Source organism: Streptomyces sp. NPDC001100 (assembly GCF_053598575.1).
The window spans coordinates 83,544-103,343 of record NZ_JBSFKO010000029.1 but is presented as its reverse complement, the minus strand read 5'-3'; the positions used below and the strand labels follow the sequence as shown (position 1 = coordinate 103,343).

17 protein-coding genes and 1 pseudogene are annotated in these 19,800 nt (G+C 71.1%); 9 read left to right on the top strand and 9 right to left on the bottom strand.

The window, feature by feature from the left end:
• Window positions 1–8: 8 nt before the first annotated feature.
• The 3 genes from ACWDEW_RS33900 to ACWDEW_RS33890 all read right to left on the bottom strand — a co-directional run bounded on the left by ACWDEW_RS33900 (window position 9) and on the right by ACWDEW_RS33890 (window position 2,578).
• Window positions 9–611, bottom strand: a complete 603-nt coding sequence (locus ACWDEW_RS33900; RefSeq protein ID WP_262060425.1) for a ClpP family protease — start codon at window positions 609–611, stop codon at window positions 9–11.
• A gap of 1 nt (window position 612) precedes the next feature.
• Window positions 613–1,266, bottom strand: coding sequence for an ATP-dependent Clp protease proteolytic subunit (locus ACWDEW_RS33895; RefSeq protein ID WP_450517937.1), 654 nt, complete (start codon window positions 1,264–1,266; stop codon window positions 613–615).
• A 103-nt stretch (window positions 1,267–1,369) separates the two neighbouring features.
• Window positions 1,370–2,578, bottom strand: a complete 1,209-nt coding sequence (locus ACWDEW_RS33890) for an epoxide hydrolase family protein (RefSeq protein ID WP_450517935.1) — start codon at window positions 2,576–2,578, stop codon at window positions 1,370–1,372.
• 132 nt (window positions 2,579–2,710) lie between these two features.
• On the opposite strand from ACWDEW_RS33890, the gene ACWDEW_RS33885 reads away from it, so the two are divergent.
• Window positions 2,711–3,193 carry a VOC family protein gene (locus tag ACWDEW_RS33885; protein WP_450517933.1) on the top strand — a complete coding sequence of 161 codons (483 nt, stop codon included), beginning with the start codon at window positions 2,711–2,713 and terminating at the stop codon, window positions 3,191–3,193.
• Between the two features lie 5 nt (window positions 3,194–3,198).
• Here the strand turns inward: ACWDEW_RS33885 and ACWDEW_RS33880 are convergent, their stop codons facing one another.
• The 3 genes and pseudogenes from ACWDEW_RS33880 to ACWDEW_RS33870 form a co-directional block, all read right to left on the bottom strand.
• On the bottom strand, window positions 3,199–5,727 hold the full coding sequence (locus tag ACWDEW_RS33880; RefSeq protein WP_450517931.1) for a beta-L-arabinofuranosidase domain-containing protein: 2,529 nt from the start codon (window positions 5,725–5,727) through the stop codon (window positions 3,199–3,201).
• A gap of 191 nt (window positions 5,728–5,918) precedes the next feature.
• Complete coding sequence (locus tag ACWDEW_RS33875) at window positions 5,919–6,212, bottom strand: hypothetical protein (protein ID WP_450518003.1); 294 nt, start codon at window positions 6,210–6,212, stop codon at window positions 5,919–5,921.
• Window positions 6,213–6,285: 73 nt separating this feature from the next.
• Window positions 6,286–6,579: pseudogene (locus ACWDEW_RS33870) on the bottom strand (ATP-binding cassette domain-containing protein); the annotation flags it as partial.
• Window positions 6,580–6,639: 60 nt separating this feature from the next.
• On the opposite strand from ACWDEW_RS33870, the gene ACWDEW_RS33865 reads away from it, so the two are divergent.
• The 7 genes from ACWDEW_RS33865 to ACWDEW_RS33835 all read left to right on the top strand — a co-directional run bounded on the left by ACWDEW_RS33865 (window position 6,640) and on the right by ACWDEW_RS33835 (window position 15,311).
• Window positions 6,640–7,314 carry an ABC transporter permease gene (locus ACWDEW_RS33865; protein ID WP_450517929.1) on the top strand — a complete coding sequence of 225 codons (675 nt, stop codon included), beginning with the start codon at window positions 6,640–6,642 and terminating at the stop codon, window positions 7,312–7,314.
• Window positions 7,315–7,498: 184 nt separating this feature from the next.
• A complete protein-coding gene (locus tag ACWDEW_RS33860; RefSeq protein ID WP_450517927.1) occupies window positions 7,499–9,082 on the top strand; it encodes an ABC transporter substrate-binding protein in 1,584 nt (527 codons plus the stop codon).
• A gap of 2 nt (window positions 9,083–9,084) precedes the next feature.
• A complete protein-coding gene (locus ACWDEW_RS33855; protein ID WP_450517925.1) occupies window positions 9,085–10,041 on the top strand; it encodes an ABC transporter permease in 957 nt (318 codons plus the stop codon).
• Window positions 10,038–10,916, top strand: coding sequence for an ABC transporter permease (locus ACWDEW_RS33850; RefSeq protein ID WP_450517924.1), 879 nt, complete (start codon window positions 10,038–10,040; stop codon window positions 10,914–10,916). Before ACWDEW_RS33855 ends, ACWDEW_RS33850 begins: the two co-directional genes overlap by 4 nt.
• Window positions 10,916–12,646 (top strand): dipeptide ABC transporter ATP-binding protein, encoded by a 1,731-nt coding sequence (locus ACWDEW_RS33845; RefSeq protein WP_450517922.1) that lies wholly within the window; start codon window positions 10,916–10,918, stop codon window positions 12,644–12,646. Before ACWDEW_RS33850 ends, ACWDEW_RS33845 begins: the two co-directional genes overlap by 1 nt.
• Entirely contained in the window at window positions 12,643–14,649 is a 2,007-nt protein-coding gene (locus ACWDEW_RS33840) for a CocE/NonD family hydrolase (RefSeq protein WP_450517920.1), read from the top strand. Before ACWDEW_RS33845 ends, ACWDEW_RS33840 begins: the two co-directional genes overlap by 4 nt.
• Window positions 14,616–15,311, top strand: coding sequence for a TetR/AcrR family transcriptional regulator (locus ACWDEW_RS33835; RefSeq protein ID WP_450517918.1), 696 nt, complete (start codon window positions 14,616–14,618; stop codon window positions 15,309–15,311). The genes ACWDEW_RS33840 and ACWDEW_RS33835 overlap by 34 nt, the downstream gene beginning before the upstream one ends.
• On the opposite strand, the gene ACWDEW_RS33830 is transcribed toward ACWDEW_RS33835, so the two are convergent.
• Together ACWDEW_RS33830 and tnpA are read right to left on the bottom strand one after the other, a co-directional pair.
• Complete coding sequence (locus tag ACWDEW_RS33830; RefSeq protein ID WP_450517916.1) at window positions 15,265–16,167, bottom strand: SGNH/GDSL hydrolase family protein; 903 nt, start codon at window positions 16,165–16,167, stop codon at window positions 15,265–15,267. The two genes, ACWDEW_RS33835 and ACWDEW_RS33830, sit on opposite strands and share 47 nt — an antisense overlap.
• A gap of 199 nt (window positions 16,168–16,366) precedes the next feature.
• A complete protein-coding gene (gene tnpA, locus ACWDEW_RS33825) occupies window positions 16,367–16,783 on the bottom strand; it encodes an IS200/IS605 family transposase (protein WP_450517914.1) in 417 nt (138 codons plus the stop codon).
• A gap of 25 nt (window positions 16,784–16,808) precedes the next feature.
• Here tnpA and ACWDEW_RS33820 point away from each other — a divergent pair, with 25 nt between their 5' ends.
• A complete protein-coding gene (locus ACWDEW_RS33820; protein WP_450517912.1) occupies window positions 16,809–18,080 on the top strand; it encodes an RNA-guided endonuclease InsQ/TnpB family protein in 1,272 nt (423 codons plus the stop codon).
• Window positions 18,081–18,093: 13 nt separating this feature from the next.
• On the opposite strand, the gene ACWDEW_RS33815 is transcribed toward ACWDEW_RS33820, so the two are convergent.
• On the bottom strand, window positions 18,094–19,758 hold the full coding sequence (locus ACWDEW_RS33815) for an ATP-binding protein (RefSeq protein ID WP_450517910.1): 1,665 nt from the start codon (window positions 19,756–19,758) through the stop codon (window positions 18,094–18,096).
• Window positions 19,759–19,800: the final 42 nt, after the last annotated feature.

The following is a 19,800-nucleotide window of genomic DNA, read 5'->3' as shown; positions in this document are numbered from 1 at the left end:
GGTGTCGGTCAGACCGCGACGAGGCGTCGGCTGACCACCTCGTCGGCGAGGCCGTACGCCACGGCCTCCGGCGCGGTGAACACCTTGTCGCGGTCCATGTCGGCGCGCAGCGTCGCGATGTCGTGGTGCGTGTGCCGCGACAGCACCTCCTCCACCTGGGAGCGGATCCGCACCATCTCCTTTGCCTGGAGCGCGAGATCGGAGACCATGCCGCGCTGCCCGCCGCTCGCCGGCTGGCCGAGCAGCACGCGCGCGTGCTCCAGCACGAACCGCCGTCCCGGGTCCCCGCCAGCCAGCAGTACGGCCGCCGTGGAGGCCGCCTGGCCGACGCAGAACGTCGAGATCGGGGCCTGGACGTACGTCATGGTGTCGTAGATCGCCATGAGCGAAGTGAACGAGCCGCCGGGGGAGTTGATGTAGATCGCGATCTCGCTCTCCGGGGACGCCGACTCCAGATGGAGGAGTTGCGCGATGACGACATTGGCGACCCCGTCGTCGATCTCGGTGCCGAGGAAGATGATCCGCTCGGACAGCAGCCGGCTGAACACGTCGTAGGACCGCTCGCCCTGCGGGGTCCGCTCGACGACGTTCGGAATCGTGTACGTCCCCATGTCAGAGCCCCATCCGTCGCTTGGAGGCGGCCGGGCGGACGTCGGCCAGGGAGGCGACGACCTGGTCCACCATGCCGTACTCCTTGGCCTGTTCGGCCGTGAACCAGCGGTCGCGGTCGCCGTCGCGGGAGATGGTCTCCTCGCTCTGGCCGGTGTGCTGGGCGGTGAGGCGTTCGATGGTCTTCTTGGTGTGGTCCAGGTTCTCCGCCTGGATCTCGATGTCGGCGGTGGTGCCGCCGATGCCCGCCGACGGCTGGTGCATCATGACCCGCGCGTGGGGGAGGGCGTAGCGCTTGCCGGGTGCGCCGACGGTCAGCAGGAACTGGCCCATGCTCGCCGCGAAGCCCATCGCCAGCGTCGAGACGTCGTTCGGGATCAGCTGCATCGTGTCGTAGATCGCGAGACCCGCCGTCACCGAGCCGCCGGGGCTGTTGACGTACAGGCTGATGTCCGTGCGCGGGTCCTCCGCGGACAGGATCAGGAGCTGGGAGCAGACCCGGTTCGCGGAGACCTCGTCGACCTGGGTGCCGAGGAGCACGATCCGCTGGGCGAGGAGCTGCGCGGCGAGGTGGTCGTCGAAGCGGGAGGGCGGGGTGTCGCCCTCCTCGGCGCGTGGCATGAGGGGTGGTGCGAGACCGGCGGTGAGTGGAGACATTCGGTCCTCCTTGTCGAGGCTCTGTGGTGTCTCCACTGTTGACCGGTAAGCGCCCGAACTGCGGGTTTCTAGGCTCGTAGCAGATTCGCCGTGGGCAGAGCGGTCACTCCGAGTCCTTCTCGCGCAGCTGCCGGAAGAAGGCCCGTACGTCCTCGGCCAGCAGGTCCGGTTCCTCCATGGCGGCGAAGTGGCCGCCCCGGTCGAGCTTGGTCCAGCGGACGATGTTCTCGGTCCGTTCCGCCTTGTGGCGCAGCGGGATCTGGATCTCGGCGGGGAAGAGGGCGAGCGCGGTGGGGGTGGTGGAAGGGAGGGTGGGGGCGGCGGCCCGGGCACCGGTGGCGTGGGCCCGCTCGTAGTAGATCCGGGCGGCCGACCCCGCGGTCCCGGTCAGCCAGTACAGCATCACGTCGGTGAGCAGCCGGTCCCGGTCCACGGCCTCCTCCGGCAGTTCCTTCGAGTCGGTCCACTCCCTGAACTTCTCGACGATCCAGGCGAGTTGACCGACCGGCGAGTCCGTGAGCGCGTACGCCAGGGTCTGCGGGCGGGTGGTGTGCAGGACCGCGTACCCGGTGCCCTCACGGGACCAGGCGGTCCAGCGGCGCCACGACTCCAGGGCGTCCGCCCGCTCCTCGGGGCCGAGCACGTCCAGCTCCTCGGGGGTGGGCTCGGTGAGGGCCTGCGCGCCCGGGAGCAGGTTGAGGTGGACGCCGATGACCCGGTCGGGGTGGGCGCGGCCCAGCTCGCGGCTGATCGCCGCGCCCCAGTCGCCGCCCTGTGCGCCGAACCGCTCGTAGCCGAGGCGGTGCATCAGCTCGGCCCAGGCGTCGGCGATGCGGCCCGCCTCCCAGCCGGTGTCGGCAGGCGGCCCGGAGAGGCCGAAGCCCGGGATGCTGGGTACGACCACGTGGAAGGCGTCGGCCGGGTTGCCGCCGTGGGCCGCCGGATCGGTCAACAGACCCACGATGTCGACGAATTCGACGATCGAGCCCGGCCAGCCGTGGGTGATGATCAGCGGGGTGGCGTCCGGTTCCGGGGAGCGGATGTGCGCGAAGTGCACGTTCGAGCCGTCGATGGTGGTCGTGAACTGCGGCCACGTGTTCAGCTCGGCCTCGGCCGCCCTCCAGTCGTACTCGTGCCGCCAGTACCGCACCAGCTCCCGCAGATAGTCCGCCGGCACGCCGTACGCCCAGCCGGTGCCGGGCAGCTCGTCGGGCCAGCGGGTGCGGTCGAGGCGGGCGTGCAGATCGTCGAGGTCGGCCTGCGGGATGTCGATGCGGAACGGGCGGACGCTGTCTGCCTGCGAGGACGTCATGGAGTCCGAGACTAGTTCCGGGCGGCGGATCGGCCACCTGAATTGTCCGGTGCCCCGACCGATGAGTTTCGTGGAGGGCTCCGGTCGATACAGATGACCGTGTTCGATGCCCCGGAGCCCATGGAGGAGCTCATGACCACCGACGGATTCACCACGTGCCTCTGGTTCGACGGCCAGGCCGAGGAGGCCGCCCACCTCTACGTGTCGATCTTCAAGAACTCCAGCATCGGTCGCGTCAGCCACTACGGCGAGGGCGCCCCGCAGCCGGCGGGCTCGGTGCTCACCGTCGAGTTCACGGCCTTCGGCCAGAAGTTCGTCGCGCTGAACGGCGGCCCGATGTTCAAGTTCACCGAGGCGGTCTCCTTCCAGATCCCCTGCGAGAACCAGGAGGACATCGACTACTACTGGGCCAAGCTCACCGAGGGCGGCGGCGAGCCCGGCCCCTGCGGCTGGCTCAAGGACAAGTACGGCCTGTCCTGGCAGGTCGTCCCCACCCGGCTGATCGACATGATCACCGACCCGGACCCCGCGAAGGTCGCCCGTGCGACGGAGTCCTTCATGGCGATGGGCAAGTTCGACCTCGCCGCGCTGGAGAAGGCCTTCGCGGGGGAGTGACCCGGCTACGCAGGCTGCGCCAGCGTCGCCACCTCGGCGGCGCCCAGCGCCCTGCCGTAGACCCGGAAGTCGTCGACCGCGCCCTTCAGGTACGGGTCGGCGTACTGCGACCGGCCGACGTATCCGGCCCGGACGTGGTTGCCGAAGCGGCGCGGCTCCACGGTGACGGCGGTGTTCCGGCCGGCTTCTGCGCCGTCCACGTACAGGACGGCGGTCCCGTCGCCGTAGGACACCGCCACATGCACCCAGCGGTCGGTGGGCAGCGGCTCGGCGTCGATGCGCTGCTCGGCGCCCGCCCCGCCCGCGGTGATCGCGTACCGCAGGGTGCCGTCACCGCTCAGCGGGGTCAGGAACAGGTTGGCGGTGACGCCGGTGCCGAGGTCGAAGATCCGGCTCCAGGCGCCGGGGCGACCGTCCAGCCGGACCCACGTCGCGAGCGAGTACGCCGACGCACCCGCCAACAGGTCCTCGGCGAGGGCGACATGACCGTCGACGCCGTCGAGGGCGACCGCGCCACCGAGCCGGCCGTCCGCCAACCACGCCGCTCCGCCTGCCAGTCGGGCCGTACGGCCGTTGCCCGTCGCGTCGGAGGCCGTGGTGCCCGAGGTCTCGTCGAAGCGCTGCCAGGCGGCGAACTCCGGGGGCGGGGGCGGGGGTTCGCCGGTCAGCCAGTACACCGAGTAGTGCTGGTGGTGGACGCGGGCGATCGGCAGCAGGGTCACGTCCGTGTCGTCCGCGCGGGCGGTGAAGCGCAGGGGGTTCGAGGACTCCTGGCGTACGGAGTCGACGTCCAGGCGTGACAGCCACGGGTCGGCCCGGTCGCCGAACGCCCCGGCCAGCACGACCGGACCGTGCAGCACGGCCTGCACATCGGGGTCGTCGGGGGTCGGCTCCACGACCGTACGCATCGGCAGGGACACCTCGACGCGGTCGCCGGCGCGCCAGGTCCGCTCCAGGGTGAGCCAGGTGCCCGGCTTCGGACGGTCTGGTAGCGCACGGCCGTTGAGGGCGGCGCGGGCGCCACAGGCCCAGGACGGGACGCGGACGCGCAGCCGGTGTGCGGACCGGCCGGCGATGACCGTCAGGGTGGTGGTGGAGCGGTCGGGGAAGCCGGTGGTCTGCCGCCAGGTGATGCCCCGCTCGCGCCAGACGACCTGGGACGGCACGAACAGATTGACCAGCAGGGCGTGTTCGTCGTGCGTGTAGACCGTGTCGGCGAGCTTGGCGTGTGTCTCCATGCCGGTGCCGTGGTCGCAGGAGAAGTTGTCGTAGTCCGTGGAGTACACGTTCGGATCCGCGCCCATGAAGGACGGCTGGCGCTTGAACGAGCCCGGCGCCAGACCGGTGTAGTAGATGTTGAAGCCGTGCTCGGAGTCCGGGTCCTGCTCGCCCAACAGCTGGTTGAACAAGGCCCGTTCGTAGAAGTCGAGCAGGTCGACGCGGTCCGGGGCGTGGAAGTGCAGCAGCCGGGTCAGCTTGAGCATGTTGTAGCTGTTGCAGTTCTCGCAGGTGTTGTCCGACAACTGCCCTGCCACCACGTCCGGTTCGTGGAACGCCTCGCCGTTGCTGTTGCCGCCGATGACATACGAGTGGTGGCCGGTGACGATCTCCCAGAAGTTCGCGGCGATCGTGCGGTACCGCTCGGGCAGCCCCTCCTCCCACAGCCGCAGCGCCCCGACCATCTTCGGGATCTGCGTGTTGGCGTGCAGCCCGGCGAGTCGGTCCTCGCCCTGCGCCAGCGGATCGAACACCCGGGCGTGCGTGAAGCGTTCGGCGACATCGAGCCAGGCGGTGTCGCCGGTGAGGGCGTGCAGATCGGCGAGCACGTCGTTCATCCCGCCGAACTCGGTCTCCAGCACCCGCTGCATCCGCTCGTACGACAGCCCCGCGGTGCGCGCGCCGACCCAGCGCGCCTGCCGCAGCACCACGTCGAGGGCCTGCTCGTTCCCGGTCAGCCGGTACTGCTCGACCAGTCCCGCCATGATCTTGTGGATCGTGTAGTACGGCGCCCACACCCCGGTCCCGGCCTCCAGCCGGTCGAAGAAGCTCTCCGGGAACGCGGACAGATAGCCGGTGCGGAAACCCGCGGCGGGCGAGGCCGCCTGACACTTCGCCAGCTCGGCGACCAGGGTGCGGCCCTTGTCGCGCAGGACGGTGTCACCGGTGTTGGCGTACGCGAGCGCGAGTCCGGAGAGCAGATGGCCGGTGGAGTGGCCGCGCAGTTCCACGTCGGGCCCCTCCCAGCCGCCGCAGGGCTGGGCGGTGCTGGGCAGGCGGACGTTGGTCCGGAAGGTGTGCAGCAGCCGGTCGAGGTCGACGAAGCGCAGATAGGCCGAGTTGCGGCGCTGGTTGTCCCGGAACGGTCCGTCCAGCAGGGTCACGGCGGTGAGCGCAAAGGCGCGCACCGCGGTGGGTTCGGCGGCGGCGCGGTCCGTGGCGGCGTACGCCGTGCCGTCCGTGCCGGTGAGGGTGAGGGCGGCCGAGGTGGCACCTGCGGCCGCGAGCAACTGACGTCTGCCCAGGGGTGGGGTCATCACCGATGTCCTTCGCATGTCGAGGAGTGGGGAGTCGGAGCGGCGGTGTCCCTCCACCGCTCCACTCCGGTTCGAAATCCCGAAGGTCGTGCGACATGCTGTGCGCTGGACACGCTAGGCGCCCGCTGGGTGATGTCAACAGGGCGTGGAGGGGCGGCAGTTGACGGTGAGGACGGGAACGGGGCCGGCGGTCAGGTGTCGCTGTCCAGCAGCAGGGCGTGCAACTCGGCCGCCCGCCTGGCCAGTTGCTCCGCCTGCTCGGCCCTGGCGCGGGTGCGCGGCCGGGGGAGCGTGATGTCGAGGACCGTACGGATCCGGCCGGGGCGGGGCGTGAGCACCACCACCCGGTCGGCCAGCATGACCGCCTCGTCGACGGAGTGGGTGACGAGGACGACGGTGGACGGACGCTCGCGGTGCGTGCGCTGCAACTCGGCGCACAACTCGTCCCGGGTGAGCGCGTCGAGCGCGGAGAACGGCTCGTCCACCAGCAGCACCCGGGGGCCGCTGCATCAGCGACCGGCACGGCGCCACCCGCTGCTGCATCCCGCCGGACAGCTCGCGCGGCAGGCGCCGCTGGAAGCCGTCGAGACCCGTCGCCTCGATCAGCCCCAGCGCCCGTTTGCGCGAGCCGTCGCGCCGGTCGCCCGAGATCTCCGCAGGCAGCAGCACATCGTCCAGCACCGACCGCCACGGCAGCCGGGCCGGCCGCTGGAAGAGGACGGCGCAGTCGCCGCGCGGCCCGGTGACGGCACGGCCGCCCATGAGGACCTCGCCCCGGGTCGGCACCGCCAGCCCGGCGATCAGCCGCAGCAGCGTCGACTTCCCGCTGCCGGAACGCCCGACGACCGCCACGAACTCGCCGTCACCGGCCTCCAGATCGATGCCCTGAAGCGCTTCGACACGGCCGCGCCGATGTGCGAACTCCTTATCCGTCCCTTCCTGCTGCCCGCACCCCCCGACGTCGTCGACGCCTTCGGCCGACTGCCCGGCTACCTGCTCCGCCAGACCTGGCAGACGTTCACCGAGACGGCCGTCGGCTTCGGCCCGGCCGTCGGCGCGGGACTCGTGACCGCCGTACTGCTCACCGCGTCCCGGGGCGTGGAGCGCGCCGTCATGCCGTTGCTGGTCGCCGTCAACGCCGTACCGAAGATCGCGGTGGCACCGCTTCTCGTGGTCTGGCTCGGCTTCGGCACGGCCCCGAAGGTGTTCATGGTGGCCCTGCTCGCCTGGTTCCCGGTGGTCGTCTCGACCATGGCCGGGCTGACCTCGGTCCCGCTGGAGCTGACCGAGCCGGCCCGCTCCCTCACCGCGTCCCGCTGGCAGACGTACCGCAAGTTCCGTATCCCCTGGGCCCTGCCCCAGGTCTTCACCGGCCTGCGCCTCGGGGTGCCCCTGGCCGTCGTCGGCGAGTTCGCGGGCGGCGACCAGGGCCTCGGCTACGTCATCGTGGCCTCCGGCGACAACGCCGACACACCCCTCGCATTCGCCGCGATGGCCCTGCTCAGCGCCATGAGCGTGCTGCTCTTCCACGCCGTCGTCCTCGCGGAGCGGGCGCTGCTGCCCCGGGCCCGCGAGACCACCGGCTGAGCCGGTCCGTCACCGGCCGAGCCGCCCCCTGCGCGACGCCTCCTGGTAACCAGTGCGTTTCGGACGTTAATTTCCGCGCCCAAAGGGTTGGCGGGAAACCATCGCCTCGTTATCGTTCACGCACTTCACTCAATCGTTCGGCTGAACGAATAGCTGGGCGAATAGCGACAAGGACGGTCGGTACATGTCCGACATCCACCACCCGGGCCGCCGCTCGGTGCTCACCGCGGGCCTCGCCTCGGCGGCGGCACTCGGCGGGTCCTGGCTGCTGACCGGCTGTGCCGGGGCGGAGGCCGCCCCCGTCCTGCCGGCCGCCGCCGCGAAGGGCGCCCCCGACCGCGGCGGCACCCTGCGCATCGCCCGGCCGCCCGCCTCCGACGCCGAGACCCTCGACCCCGCCAGCTCACTGTCCGCGTACGAATACCTGGGCGCCCTCTACAACCGGCTCGTCCGCATCGGCACGAACGGCGAGCTGGCTCCCGACCTCGCCGAGTCCTGGGAACCCGACGCCAAGGCCCGCACCTGGACCTTCCGCCTCCGCAAGGGCGTCGCCTTCCACAACGGCCGCGCCTTCACCTCCGCGGACGCCGCCTACACACTCCGCCACATCCTCGACAAGGCGACGGCGTCCCCGCAGGCCGCGGTCCTCGCCCCGCTCATCGACCCGGCGAAGCTGGGCACACCCGACGCCCACACCCTCGTCGTCCCCCTCAAGACCCCGAACGCCGAGTTCCCGAGCCTGCTGACGCACTACAACTGCTACGTCATCCCGGACGGCAGCGCGAAGTCCGTCGGCCGCACCGGCATCGGCACCGGCCCCTTCAAGCTGGAGTCGTTCGCCCCGGCGGGCCCCGGCCGCGTCACCGCGTACGCGGACCACTGGGCGGGCCGCCCCGTCCTCGACGCGATCGACTTCTACTCGGTCGCCGACATGTCGGCCCGCTCGAACGCCCTGCTGGCTGGACAGGTCGACCTGCTCTCCCAGACCAACCTCGACTTCGCGACCGCCCGCGTGGTCGCCGCCTCGGACCGCGCCACCATCGCCCGCGTGAAGAACGCCCAGTGGTACGTCCTCCCGATGCTCACCACCGAGAAGCCCTTCACCGACGTCCGGGTCCGCCAGGCCATGAAGCTCGCCTACGACCCCGAGCACGTCGTGCAGGTCGCCCTCCAGGGCGCGGGCACGGCGGGCTGGGACAACCCGGTGCCGCCGAGCGACCCGGCGTACATCTCCGCCCACCCCAAGCACGACCCGGAAAAGGCGAAGTACCTGCTCAAGCAGGCGGGCCACGAGGGCCTGGCGATGGACCTCTACACCTCCTCCTACGACCCGTTGTTCACGCCGATGGCGCTCGCCTACCAGGACTCCGCGAAACGGGCCGGCATCCGCATCAAGGTCAAGACGGCCTCCGCGGACTCCTACTACACGCAGATCTGGATGAAGAAGCCGCTGATGGCCACCTACTGGTTCACAGGCCGGCCCGTCGACCAGCTCTTCACCCAGATCTTCCGCAGCGGCTCCTCGTACAACGAGACCGCCTGGTCCGACAAGGGTTTCGACGCGGTCCTCGACCGGGCCCGCGCCGAGCTCGACGACACCAAGCGGCGCGAACTGTACGGCGAGGCACAGACGTTGGTGATCGAGAAGGGCGGGGCGATGACCCCGATGTTCGCCGACCGGCTCGTCGGCATCTCCCGCAAGGTACGCGGATACGCCGAGCACGGCTTCGAGTTCGACTACCTGGGCATCGGCCTGAAGGGAGCCTGACCATGCTCTCCTTCATAACCCGCCGTATCGCGGCGGCAGTCGGCACCCTCTTCCTCTCCTCCGTCCTCGTCTTCCTCGCCGTCCAGGCCCTGCCCGGCGACGTCGCCACGCAGATCCTCGGCAAGGACGCGACCCCGGACGCGGTGGCGGCCCTGCGCGAGAAACTGAAACTCGACAAGCCCGCCTGGGAGCGGTACGTCGACTGGGTGGGCGGCGCCCTGCACGGCGACTTCGGCACATCTCTTGTCTCCGGCAAGGCAGTTGGCGGCGAGGTGTCCATGTACCTCGCCAACTCCGCCCTGATCGCCCTCGTCACCGTCCTCTTCGCGGTCACCGGCTCGATCGTCCTGGGCATCCTCGCGGGCCTGTACCGCGACCGCTGGCCCGACCACGTCATCTCCACCGTCAGCCTCGTCGGCATGAGCGTCCCCGAGTTCGTCGTCGCGACCGTCCTGGTCCTGTGCTTCTCGGTCGCCCTCCCGTGGTTCCCGGCGGTCGTCCTCTACGGCCCGGACGCCTCGGTCGCCCAACTCCTGCCCGCCGTATGGCTTCCCGCCCTCGCCCTCGCCGTGGTGATGGCCGCGTACATCGTCCGCATGGCCCGCACCTCGGTCATCGACGTGATGGCCACCGAGTACGTCACCACCGCCCGCCTCAAGGGCCTCTCCACCTGGCGGGTCGTCACCCGGCACGCCCTGCCGAGCGCCCTGCTGCCCACCCTGCACGTCATCGCGCTCAACGTGGCCTGGCTCGTCGGCGGGGTCGCCGTCGTCGAGAACGTCTTCAACTACCCGGGCATCGGCAAGCTGATCCTCTCCTCCGTGCAGAACCGCGACCTGCCCACCATCCAGGCCATCGCCCTGATCAGCGCGGTCGTCTACGTCGTCTGCAACCTCGCCGCCGACCTGGCCACCATGGCCCTCAACCCCAGGCTCCGCACCCGAGGGAGGACCCGATGACCACGCTCGCCACCACCCCGACCCTGGCCGCACGCGGCACCCGCGCCTGGCGCACCCTGAGTACCTCCCGCACGGCGCTCGTCGGCCTCGCGATCGTCGCCGTACACGTCGTGATCGCCCTGCTGGCCCCGCTCCTCACCTCCTACGACCCGATCGCGAACGACGCCGACCACGCCCTGCTCGGCTCCAGTTGGAGCCACTGGGCCGGCACCGACCAGTACGGCCGCGACGTCCTCGCCCGCGTCCTCTACGGCGGCCGGTACGCCCTCGGCGTCTCCCTCGCCGCCACCCTCCTCACCGTCGCCCTCGGCACGGTCATCGGCTGCGCGGCGGCACTGCGCGGCGGCTGGTTCGACGACGTGCTGGGCCGGGTCCTGGACGCGGTCCTGTCCGTCCCGTCGATCCTCGCCCTGCTCGTCGTGGTGACCGCCCTCGGCACCGGCCCTGCCGTCATCGTCCTCGCCGTCGCGATCGTCTTCGTCCCGCAGGTCGTCCGCGTCGTGCGCGGCGCCGCCCTCGCGGTCGTCCCGGCCGACTACGTGACCGCGGCCCGCGCCCGCGGGGAGAGCACCTGGTCCATCCTGCGCCGGGAGATCCTGCCGAACATCACGGACGTGGTGTGCGTGGAGTTCGCGATGCGGGCCTCCTGGGTCGTCCTGCTGATCTCCTCGCTGTCCTTCCTCGGCTTCGGCGCCGACCCGCCGACTCCCGACTGGGGACTGATGGTCGCCGAGAACCGCACCGCCATCACCGTCGTCCCGATGGCGAGCATCGCTCCCATCATCGCCCTGGCCACCCTCGTGGTCGGGCTCAACCTCGCGGCCGACGGCCTGTCCAAGGCGTGGGGCGTCGACCGGATCAGGGAGGGCTCCTGATGACCCCGATCGTTTCCGTCAACTCCCTGTCCGTGGCCTACCGTTCGGGCGGCCGGGACGTGCCCGTCGTGCACGAGGTGTCCCTTGAGGTCACCGAGGGGCGGACGCACGCTCTCGTCGGGGAATCCGGCAGCGGCAAGTCGACCGTCGCCGCGACCCTGCTCGGGCATCTGCGCCACGGCTCGCGGATCACCGGCGGATCGGTGGAGGTGTCCGGCGCCGACGTATTCGCCCTGCCCGCACGGGAGTTGCGGCGACTGCGCGGCGGCACGGTCGCGATGGTCGGCCAGAACGCCGGCCATGCCCTCACCCCCTCCATGCGCATCGGCCGCCAGATCGCGGAGGCCGGCGGCGAGGTCCCCGTCGTGGAACTCCTCGCACAGGTGCGGCTGCCGCACCCCGCCGAGCTGGCCCGGCGCTATCCCCACGAACTCTCCGGCGGCCAGCAGCAGCGCGTCGCCATCGCCATGGCCATCGCGGCCCGCCCCAAGGTCCTGGTCCTCGACGAACCGACGACCGGCCTTGACGTCGTCACCCAGCGCAGCGTCCTCGACCTGATCGCCGCCCTGAGCGACGAACTCGGCCTGGCCGCCGTGCTGGTGAGCCACGACCTCGGCGTCGTCGCCCACATGGCCGACGAGGTGACCGTCCTGCGGTCGGGCCGGGTGGTCGAATCGGCGCCCACCAGACAGCTCTTCGCCCAGCCCCAAGACCCGTACACCCGCCGCCTGTTGGCGAGCGTGCCGCGCCTCGACGACACAGGGCTCGCCGTCGTCGGCGAGGCGGGGGAGCGGGAGGTCAGGCCGAAGGCCGAGGTGCCCGCCGACGCCCCGGTGGCCGTCTCCGCGCAGGACGTCACCATCGACTACGGCAGTACGCGTGCCGTGCACGGCGTCTCCTTCGACGTCCGGCGCGGCGAAGTCCTCGCCCTCGTAGGCGAGTCGGGCAGCGGCAAGTCCACCCTCGCGTGGACCCTGGCCGGACTGCACACCCCCTCCGGCGGCACCATGCGCCACGAGGACGGCGACCTGACCCGTCCGGCGCAGCAACGGCCGCTGTCCCTGCGCCGCCGGGTACAGCTCGTCTTCCAGAACGCGGACACCTCGCTCAACCCCCGCCGCTCCGTGGGCGACGCGGTCCGCCACCCCCTGCGCTTCTTCGGCACGGCGACCGACCGCACGGAGGCGGCCGAGCGGGCCCGACAGCTCATCGCCGACGTACGGCTCGACCCGGCCCTCGCCGACCGCCTCCCCGCGCAGCTCTCCGGCGGCCAGCGTCAACGCATCGGTATCGCACGGGCGTTGGCGGGCGAGCCGGACGTGCTGATCGCCGACGAGATCACCACCGCCCTGGATGTCTCGGTCCAGGCGGACGTACTCCGCCTCCTCGACGACCTCCGCCGCGAACGCGACCTCGCCTGCCTGTTCATCAGCCACGACCTGGCCGTCGTACGGGGCATCGCGGACCGGGTCGTGGTCCTGCGGCACGGAGTCGTGGTCGAAGAGGGCCCGACGGAAGCCGTGTTCGCCGAGCCCCGCCACCCCTACACCCGCCAGCTCATGGCCGCCGCCCTCGAACCCGACCCCGACGCCCAGCCCTACGTCGACGACACCGCCGACTGGGCCGACGCGGCGGACGGCGACGACATCTGGACCGACCACGGCGCCGACGGCCACCGCGTCCGACGCTGGCGCCCCCTCAACGCCCCCGTGGCGGAAGGAGTTTCGTGAAGTACCGCGAGCAGTTCGAGCGCCAGGTCGTCCGCGAGGACGTCTGGATCCCCACCCGGGACGGAAGGACCCGGCTGCACGCCCGCATCTGGCGGCCCGATGACGCCGAGTCGGACCCCGTGCCCGCGCTGCTCGAATACCTCCCGTACCGCAAGAGCGACTGGACCGCACCCCGCGACGCCCAGCGCCACCCGTGGTACGCGGGCCACGGCTACGCCTCCGTCCGCGTGGACATCCGTGGGCACGGTGACAGCGAGGGCCTGCCCGGCGACGAGTACGACGCGCAGGAACTCGCGGACGGTGTGGACGTCGTCAACTGGCTTGCCGCCCAGCCCTGGTGCACCGGCAAGGTGGGCATGTTCGGGATCTCCTGGGGCGGTTTCAACGCCCTCCAGATCGCCGCCCTCGCCCCCGAACCGCTCAAGGCGATCGTCACCGTCTGCTCCACCGACGACCGCTACGACAACGACGTCCACTACACGGGCGGCGCCGTCCTCGGCATCGACATGCTCGCCTGGGCCGGCACCATGCTCGCCTTCGCCGCCCGGCCGCCGGACCCGGCGAGCGTAGGCGAGGACCGCTGGCTGCCGATGTGGCGCGAACGGCTCGACGCCCTCGAACCCTTCCTGCACACCTGGCTCGACCACCAACAGCGCGACGACTACTGGAAGCACGGCAGCGTCTGCGAGGACTACACCGCGATCGACGCGGCCGTCCTCGCGGTCGGCGGCTGGAACGACCCGTACCGGGACACCGTGCTCCGGCTCGTCGAGCACCTGCCCGGCGACCGCGTCCGGGGAATCGTCGGACCCTGGTCGCACCAGTACCCCGACCGCGGTCTGCCGCCCGGCCCGGCCATCGGCTTCCTCCAGGAGACCCTGCGCTGGTGGGACCAGCACCTCAAGGGCATCGACACGGGCGCGATGGAGGAGCCCCTGCTGCGGGCCTGGATCACCGACCCGGTTCCGCCGGCGACGTCGTACGACGTACTGCCGGGCCGTTGGGTGGGAGACGCCAACTGGCCCAGCCCGAAGGTGAGGTGGGACGCGAGACCGCTCGGTGCAGGCGCTGCCCCCGTCCTCGTGCGCTCCCCGCAGCACACCGGCCTCGACGCCGGGCGCTTCTTCCCCTTCGGCAACGCGAGCGACCTGCCGCCGGACCAGCGGGAGGAGGACGGCCGTTCGGTCTGCTTCGACTCCGAACCACTCACCGAACGCGTCGAGATCCTCGGCCGGCCGCGCATCCGGCTCCGCCTCGACAGCGCCGTCCCGCGCGCCCATGTCGTCGCCCGCCTCTGCGACGTCGCCCCGGACGGCTCGTCCACGCTCGTCACCCGGGGCGTGCTCAACCTGCTGAGCAGGCATGGCCGGGACCGGGCCGTCGAGTGGACACCGGGAACGTACGAGGACGTCGAGTTCGAGCTGACGGGCATCGGCTACGCGATCCCGCCCGGCCACCGGCTCCGGGTCGCCGTCTCCGACACCTACTGGCCGTGGGTGTGGCCGCACGGCGAGCGCGGCGAGCTGCGGGTCGTCCCGGCCGAGAGCGCCGTACAACTGCCCGTGCGCGAAAGGGGATCGGAGCCGCCGATCCGCTTCGAGGAACCCGAGCAGGCGGTCCCGCTCGACGTGACCTACGACCGGCCCGCCGAGCCGACGCCCGAGCGGCTGGTCACGCACGATGTCGCCAGGGCGGAGTGGACGCTGGAGGTCGACCCCAACTACGGGGGCTCGCGGACGTATCCGGACGGGCTGCGCTACGAGGAGAGCGCGCGGGAGACGTACCGGATCCGGAGTGACGACCCGCTGTCCGCGCGGGCCGTCTCGGAGTGGCGGATCCGGTTGCGGCGCGGGGACGGCTACGACGCTGAGATCATGGCGCGGACGGAGCTGCGCGCCACGGCCGCGGACTTCGTCATGGACAGTCGCGTCGAAGCACGGGCGAACGGAGAGACAGTGGCCAAGCGCGCATGGCACCGCACCACCCCGAGGACGTCGGGATGACGGCCGCCAAGCCCTCGCAGGCCGCCAAGGCACCGCGTCGTGCCGTCGCCGCAGCCGACCGTACCCGGCAGCCCACCGAGGTGCGCCGGCGGCTCATCGTCGAGGCGGCCGTCCCGCTGATAGCGGAACGCGGCTACGCCTCGGTCGGCGTGCGGGACGTGGCCGCGGCCGCAGGGGTCTCCGTCGGGACCGTCACCTACCACTTCGGCAGTGTGCAGGAGATCCTCTCCGAGGCGATGGTCCTGCACATCGAGCGCTACTACGCCGAGTTGCACGAGGCCGCCGAGCAGGCGACCAGTGGGGCGGAGGCGCTGCGGCTGCTGGTCGACGCGCTGTTCACCGAGGACACCGACCGGCACTGGCGGATGTGGTTCGACTACTGGAACGCGGGCGAACAGGGTACCGACGAGGCCTTCAGCAGCGGTCAGGCCCGGCGGTACGAGAGCTGGCACCAGCAGATCCGCGCCCTGGCCCAACGGGGCGTCGCCGACGGCGAGTTCCGCTCCGACGACCTCGACGGCTTCACGGTCCGCTTCGCCGCCCTCGCCGACGGCCTCGCCCTGCAACGGCTGCGGCAGGCACCCCCGTTGAGCACCGAGGACGCCCGCCGTCACCTCAACCGCCTGATCGAGACCGAGCTTGGGAACCGATCACCCGGGTGATCTCCCGGGCCATGCGCAGGATGCCGGGGGAGCGGACCGGACACGGCCTCGGCGTCGAGGTCGTCGGTGCCAGACAGAAGTGCAGGTAGTCGTCGTCCCGGTGCAGGGTCGTACGGCCGTTGCCCGGCTGGGTGCAGTAGTCGGGGTGGGCACGCTCGAAGGCGGTGCACGGGAGGTACTGGGTCCAGGTGTAGCGGGCGCCGGCCGCGCTCACGGTCCGGCCGGCGTCGGCGACGACGTCACCCGTGGACCCGGCCGACGTCCGGTAGAGCGCGTTCACCGCCCGGACGCGCTCGGGCGTGATCGGGTCGGGACCCTGCAACACCCAGACGACGGTGGGGCGTTGGGCGCCCCCGGCGGTCGCGATCTGTGCGGTGAGCTTCCCGATGTCGGACGCGTACCGCCGTAGATACGTCCGCCGGTCGGCGTCGTAGGTGATCCCGTCCATGCAGGGCGTGTAGCCCCACGCGTTGCCCCAGAACTGCAGCACCACGAAGTCCGGGTGCAGCGCGCGCACCAGCGCCGCCGCCTTGTCGCCGTCCGGTACCAGGGAACGCGCTCCGGTGCCCTCCAGGTAGTCGCACAGCGTGGTCCCCGAGTACGGGGCACTCGTGTACGTCGCATCCAGCGTGCCGCGGAGTTCCTGCCCGAGCACCCGCTGGCTCTCCATCGCGAGGGAGTCCCCGAGATACAGCACGCCGGGCGCCGACTTCACCGGGACGACGGGGACTTGTCGATGGGTGGTGGTCGGCACCGAAGGGGTCGGCGGGGCGACCTCGGGCCCGGACGCCGGGTCCGTGCACGCGCCGAGCAGCACTCCGGCCAGCAGCACACACACGATCCACGGCTTCCGCATACGGCGACTCCCGCCCCGGCACCGGAAAACGGCTCCCCAGGCAAGCACAGGCAGGGCGAAGGAGGAAGACGCCTCGCTACGGCCTCGCTACCGGATCTATTCGCAGTGCACCGCCTTTTAGGGCGGTGGTGAAGCGAATCTGAGAACTGCTCTGCCCTCAGCTGTGTGCACGGATCCGCGCTGCTGTCCTCAGCCCGTGTCAGAGCGGCCGGTTCTGCTGCTCGATGTACTGCTTCACGATGCTGAGGGGCGCACCACCCACGGACCCGGCGAAGTAGGAGCCGGACCACAGTTTGTTGGCCCGGTAGTAGTGCCGGACGAGGTCGGGGAACTCCTGGCGCATCCTGCGCGAGCTGACGCCCTTGAGGCTGTTCACGAGCTTGGACAGAGCGACCTTGGGCGGGAAGTTCACGAGGAGATGGACGTGGTTGTTCTCGCCGTTGAACTCGACCAGCTCCACCTCGAAGTCCTCGCACACCGCGCGCATGACCTCTTCGAGCCGTGTCAGGTGCCGGTCGGTGAACACCTTGTGCCGGTATTTCGTCACGAAAACCAAGTGGGCGTGGAGCGCGAAAATGCAGTGCCTGCCTGCACGAATGTTCTGCATGTCGGCCATAAACCAACATGGTACGGTGTGGATCATGCAGCTCAGATACACCTTCCGCATCGAGCCGGGCCCCGGCCAGCGCATCGCGCTGGGCCGGGCGTTCGGCTGCGCGCGGGTCGTGTACAGCGACGCTCTCCGGGCCCGGGAGGACGCCCGCCGGGACGGCCTGCCGTTCCCGAAGACCGGCGACCTGTCGAAGACGCTCATCACCGACGCCAGGCGGACGTCCGAGCGGGCCTGGCTGGGCGAGGTCTCCGCCGTCGTTCTCCAGCAGTCCCTCCGCGACCTGGACACCGCGTACCGGAACTTCTTCGACGGGTTGAAGGGCAGGCGCCCGCGCATGGGCGCGCCGCGCTTCAAGTCCCGCAGGGACAACCGGCAGGCGGTCCGCTTCACCGCGAACGCCCGCTGGTCGATCACCCCGGGTGGGAAGCTGCGCCTGCCGAAGATCGGCGATGTCAAGGTCAGGTGGTCCCGCAACCTCGCTTCGATGCCCTCCACGGTGACGGTGGTCAAGGACGCGGGCGGCCGGCACTTCGCCTCGTTCGTCGTGGAGACCGACACCTCGGAGGTGCTGCCCGAGACCACGGGCGAGGTGGGCATCGACCTGGGCCTCACGCACTTCGCGGTGCTCTGCGACGGGCGGAAGATCGCCTCACCGAAGTTCTTCCGCCGCGCGGAGAAGAAGCTCCGCAAGGCGCAGCAGAGCCTCGCCCGCAAGACCAAGGGCTCGGCAAACCGCAAGAAGGCCGTCGTGAAGGTCGCACGGGCCCACGCCCGCACGGCCGACGCGCGCAAGGACTTTCACCACAAGCTGTCCACGACGCTGATCCGCGAGAACCAAGCGGTGCACGTCGAGGACCTCGCGGTGAAGGGCCTCGCCCGCACACGCCTCGCCAAGTCCGTGCACGACGCCGGATGGTCGACGTTCGTCGGCATGCTGGAGTACAAGGCCGCCCGCTACGGGCGCGTCTTCACCCGCGTCGACCGGTTCTTCCCGTCCTCGCGGCTGTGCTCCGCCTGCGGATTCAAGGACGGGCCGAAGCCGCTGGACGTCCGCGAGTGGACGTGCCAGGGCTGCGGGACCGTCCACGACCGGGACGTCAACGCGGCCCGCAACATCCGTACCGAAGGATCCAAGGTCGCCGCCGGACAGGCGGAGACCGTAAACGCCTGTGGAGCGCAGGTAAGACCGGCACCCGTGCCGACACAGCGCGCAACCCGCACCCCGGTGCGAAAGAAGCAGGAACCCACCCGTAGCTGCCAGCCAACCGGCTGGGTGCAGACGGGAATCCCCGGCCTCTAGGCCGGGGAGGATGTCAATCCAGGCGCTCCAGCAGGTCGAGCAGATCGGTCAGCGGGAGCGGCTTGGCGAGGTGGGCGTCGAAGCCGGCCGTCCGCGACAGCGAGCGGTCGGTGCCCCGGCTGAAGCCGGAGACCGCGATCAGCCGCGGCCGGTCACCGTGCGGCCGGGCGCGCAGCGTACGAGCCACCGTGTAGCCGTCGGTGTCGGGCAGGCCCAGGTCGCACAGCACCACGTCGAAGACGTCGGCCTCGGTCGCGGTGAGCGCGTCGGCGCCGGTGTGCACGGCGGTGACATGGTGGCCCTGGCGTTCCAGGAGGGTGCGGTAGGTCGAGGCCAGGTCGGCGTTGTCCTCCACGATCAGGATGGCCAGTCGGCGCCGGGCACGGGGTGGCGCGGTCGGGCGTGCCGGTTCCGGGGCCGCCTCGTCGGCGCGGGGCAGCAGGACCGTGAACGTCGCACCTTTGCCGGGCCCCTCGCTGTGCGCGCCGATCCGTCCGCCGTGCAGTTCGACCACCGTCCGGGCGACCGCGAGGCCCAGGCCAAGACCCTCCGGCGTGTTGGGGCCCGCCGGTGCCGCCCGCATGAACACCCCGAACAGCTCCTCGGCCTGGGTGGGTTCGAAACCTATGCCGTCGTCCCGCACGACGAGCCGGACCTGTTCGTCCTCGACCGTGAGCCGGACCTCCGTACACCCGCCGGGCGGGGTGTACTTGAGGGAGTTGGACAGCAGGTTCGTCAGCACCTGTGCCAGCCGCAGCCGGTCCCCGTCGACCACGACGGGCGCGTCGGGCAAGGTCAGTTGGAGTCTGCGCTCCTCGTGCCCGAACAGGCTCCGGATGTCGGCGCACGCGCCCTCGACCACGGACCGTACGTCGACCCGCTCGGGCACCAGCTCAAGGCGCCCGGTCAACGCCCTTGTCCCGTCGAGCAGATCGTTGCTCATCCGCACCAGCGTGCCCAACTGCCGTTCCAGGACGGCCAGTGCGGGAAGGTTGCCGTCCGGCAGGTCGAGCGCGAGCAGTTCGACGGCCGCGCAGGCCGCGGCGAGCGGGTTGCGCAGTTCGTGCGAGAGCGTGGCGATGAACCGGTCCTTGGCCCGCTGCTCCTCCCTCAACTGCGTTCCCGCCGCGTCCAGTTCGGCATTCGCGCGGCTCAGCTGCTCGTTGACCTCGCGGATCTCCCGGGCCCGGACGAACAGGTCGATCTCCATGCCCTCGGCCCGCATCTGCGCCTCTGCGGCGGCCCGTTCTTGCTCCCGGCCGACCCGGCGCAGATGCACGAAGTCCGTGACGTCCTCGACCCGGTGGATGATGTGCGTGACGCGTCCCTCGGCGTCCAGGACGGGGGAGTTGACCGGGCTCCAGTACCGCTCGGCGAAGGCGCCCGCCTCGCCGGTCGGGATGTCGTAGCGCTGCAGGGCCATCGTGTCCTTGCGGCCCGTGGCCACCACCGACTCCAGTGAGCGGCGCAGATTGGCGACTCCGTCCGCCGAGGGGTCGTCGGGGTTGTCGGGGAAGACGTCGAAGATCCGCCGACCGACGATCGTGCGCTCCGTACGGGTGGCCGTGAGATACGCGCGGTTGACCTCGACGATGGTGAAGTCGGGGCTGAGTACCAGCAGCGGGGACAGCGAGGAGTCGAAGAGCAGCCGGAAGTCGGGGGCGGCGAGGGGAGGCATGGCGGCTCTCAGAGGTCTCGGGGGGCTCAGGGTTCTCGCGGT